Here is a 290-nt window from a genome sequence, read left to right as displayed (position 1 = left end):
TTTCGATCGTCGAGCAGACTCTCTGCATCGCGGCGGCCGAAGAGCCAGAACATTGCAGGGGTAAGGAAGGTATCCAGCAGGGTCGAACTGATGAGGCCCGAGAAGATCACCACGGCCACCGGATGCAGAATCTCGGTACCCGGGCGCTCGGCCTCGAACAGCAGCGGTGCAAGCGCAAACGCGGTTACCAGTGCGGTCATCAGCACCGGCGACAGGCGCTCGATCGAGCCCCGCAGGATCATCGTGTGGTCGAAGCTCTCGCCCTCGATACGCATCAGGTTGAGGTAATG

The 290-nt window shown here is 61.4% G+C and carries 1 protein-coding gene; it reads right to left on the bottom strand.

Translation table 11 applies throughout. The features are described 5' to 3' along the window. Positions 1-290: efflux RND transporter permease subunit (locus C662_RS19665; protein WP_002934901.1), on the bottom strand; the 290-nt coding region annotated here is incomplete at both ends.

Origin of the sequence: Thauera sp. 28, from assembly GCF_000310145.2 — a bacterium.
In the GTDB taxonomy this organism is placed as follows: domain Bacteria; phylum Pseudomonadota; class Gammaproteobacteria; order Burkholderiales; family Rhodocyclaceae; genus Thauera; species Thauera mechernichensis.
The sequence above is the reverse complement of the archived record's forward strand: the minus strand, read 5'-3'. Positions and strand labels throughout refer to the sequence as shown.